Below are 2774 nucleotides of genomic sequence, written 5' to 3' on the forward strand. Positions count from 1 at the left end.
CCTCCTGGCCCCGCGCGACCTTGTCCTGCTGCGCGCTGACCTGCTTCTCCAGCTTGTCCTGCTTCTCCTTGGCCCCGTTGAACTTCTCGGTGGCCGCCTCCGCCTGCTCGTAGAGGGCGTCGACCTTCGCCTTGACTTCCTTCTTGTCCGGCTTGGGGTCGGCGTGAGCGGCCTGGGACGTGAGAGCTACGGCTGCGGCGGCGGTCGCGGTGAGTACGGTCACGCGCGTGCGGCTCGCTGGCTTGGGTCGACGGTGGGACGCCACGAAGGCGAGCTCCTTCATCCTCCAACCGCCTACCGGGCCTGCTGGGGGACATGCCCCGGCTCCGCGTGAACTGCACGGACTCGGCGGGACCTTCACCGTCATCCCGGATGGATGATCGACCGCGCGAAGGTTCGAGGCCCGACCCTAGTGACCTTCCTGTGATCCGTTCAAATCCTCATAGGCAAAATCTGCCCCCTGTGTACATCTTTTACCAACAGCACACGCGTGGTGACGATTAACTGACGCTCAGGCGCCAATAGGGGTACGACCGTGCGAAGGAAACCAGTCAAAAGGTGCGCGCGTCGCTTGAACGGCAAAACTGATGCCACCGGCCGGACCCCGGCCTCCGCCACACTCCGCACTCGCTCCCATGGGGGCGAACGCGACGTCCCGCCGGAGACGCAGGTCACCGGCGGGACGCTCAGTCAGCGGCCCTGGCCGCGATTCGCCCGATCGGGCGTTACGGCTGAGGGTTTCAGGCGACGCGGACGCCGAACTGGAAGGACATGTTGCTCATCGGCTCGTAGCGCACGTTGGCGCCGGTGTGCGGGGCGTGCAGCACCTGGCCGTTGCCCGCGTACAGCCCAATGTGACTCAGGTTGCTGTTGAACAGCACCAGGTCGCCCGGCTTGAGCTGACTCTTCGTCAGGTGCGGGCCGTCGTTGGCCTGGGTGAAGGTCGTACGGGTGATGCTGACGCCGGCCTGCTTGTACGCCCACTGCGTCAGCCCGGAGCAGTCGAAGGCGTTGGGGCCTGTCGCCGTCGACACGTAAGGGGAGCCGATCTTGGTCTTCGCGGCGGCCAGCGCGTTGGCGGCGCGCTGCGAGTCGGGGACGTCGTGGCCGAGATCGGCGGTGCTGCCGGAGCTGGAGCCGCCCGATTTGGAGCCGCCGGACTTGGAGTCGCCGCCCTGCGTGCCGGAGGAGACCGTGTTCTGCTCCTTCTGGAGCTCCTCCTTCTCCTTGGCGGTCAGAGAGTTGAGGAGCTCCTGGGCGTCCGACAGCTTGCCCTGGACTTCCTTCTTCTTCTCACCCAGCGCCTTGCGGGTGTCCGCGAGGTCGGAGAGCTTGTCCGTCGCCTCCTGGCGCTCCTGCTGAAGCGTCCGCTGCTTGTCGCGGATCTGCTTGAGCGCGTCCGCCTGCTTGGTGGAGAGCTGATCAAGCGTGGACGCCTTGTCGAGATAGGAGTCCGGGTCCGAGGAGAGCAGCAGCTGAACGGCCGGGTCGATGCCGCCGGAGCGGTACTGCGCCGTAGCCATCGAACCGAGGCTGTTACGGAGCTTGTTCAGCTCCTCCTGGCCCCGCGCGACCTTGTCCTGCTGCGCGCTGACCTGCTTCTCCAGCTTGTCCTGCTTCTCCTTGGCCCCGTTGAACTTCTCGGTGGCCTGCTCTGCCTGGTGGTAGAGATCGTCGACCTTTGTCTTGACTTCCTTCTTGTCCGGCTTCGGTGCGGCGTTCGCTGCCTGGGACGTGAGAGCGACGGCTGCGGCGGCGGTCGCGGTGATGACGGTCACGCGCGTGCGGCTGGCCGGCTTGGGTCGACGGTGGGACGCCATGAAGGCGAGCTCCTTCATCCTCCAACCGCCTACCGGGCCTGGTGGGGGGATGCTGATCACCCCGGCTCCGCGTGAACTGCACGGACTCGGCGGGACCTTCACCGTCATCCCGGATGGATGATCGATGGTGTGAAGGTTCGATGCCCGACCCTAGTGATCTTCCTACGATCCGTTCAAATCCTCGTAGTCAAAATCCACCCCCCGAGCACATCTTTTACCGACAGCACGCAGGCGGTGACGGTTGACCGACGCTCAGGCACCGTGCGACCGGACGACTGTTCGGATGAAGGCGGTCAGGTGCGCGCGAGTCGCTTGAGCAGCAGGGCCGATGCCACCGGCCGGGCCCCGGCCTTCGCCACGCCGTCGGCCACCTCACGGTCGGTGGAGACCACCACGACCGGCCGGCCCGGCGGTTCGGCCCGTACGAGCTGCCGGATCAGCTCGTCCGCCGTCACGCCCGGCTTGCTGAACAGCACGCGCACCCCGCGCGGCGGCGCGAGCAGCACCGGCGCGACCAGCTCCGCGCCGTCGAAGACACAGGTCATCTCCGCGCCCGTCTGCGCCGCCAGCACCGCCAGCCCGCCCAGCAGCCGCAGCCGCTGCTTGTCCAGCGGCATCGTCGGATAGCCGGTCTTGGTGACGTTGTAGCCGTCCACCACCAGATGCGCCTGGGGCAGCGCCAGCAACTGGTCGAGCAGCGCCGGGTCCATCTCGGAGAGCGCGCGCGTCGCGATGTCCTTCGGCGTCATCTTCCCCGGCTCCACGGCCTCCACCGTGTCCGCCGGGTGCACCGAGGCGGGCGGCAGCGCCAGTTCGCGGCGCAGCCCCTGCGCGGCGTCCAGCACCGTGTCCAGCAGCAGCCGCAGCCGCATGTCCTCGACGCTGCGCCCCTCGCGGGTCGCCCGCCGGCTCGCCTCCAGCGCCGACTCGGCCTCGGCGAGCCGCGCCTTGAGC

General features: G+C 67.8%; 2 protein-coding genes and 1 pseudogene. All 3 read right to left on the reverse strand.

Going from position 1 to position 2774, the window contains the following annotated elements; translation table 11 throughout:
• Positions 1-265 (reverse strand): annotated as a pseudogene (locus tag ACFU99_RS39935) (hypothetical protein); the annotation flags it as partial.
• 475 nt (positions 266-740) lie between these two features.
• Entirely contained in the window at positions 741-1820 is a 1080-nt protein-coding gene (locus ACFU99_RS39940) for an NlpC/P60 family protein (protein WP_384402545.1), read from the reverse strand.
• A gap of 293 nt (positions 1821-2113) precedes the next feature.
• Positions 2114-2774: NYN domain-containing protein (locus tag ACFU99_RS39945; protein ID WP_384402548.1), on the reverse strand; the 661-nt coding region annotated here is incomplete at its 5' end.

Origin of the sequence: Streptomyces sp. NPDC057654, from assembly GCF_042800135.1 — a bacterium.
Classification (GTDB): Bacteria; Actinomycetota; Actinomycetes; order Streptomycetales; family Streptomycetaceae; genus Streptomyces.

Bases quoted from the DNA above. Each gene is read 5' to 3' on its own strand.
- ACFU99_RS39940 (WP_384402545.1), bottom strand. From the start codon at position 1,820: ATGGCGTCCCACCGTCGACCCAAGCCGGCCAGCCGCACGCGCGTGACC.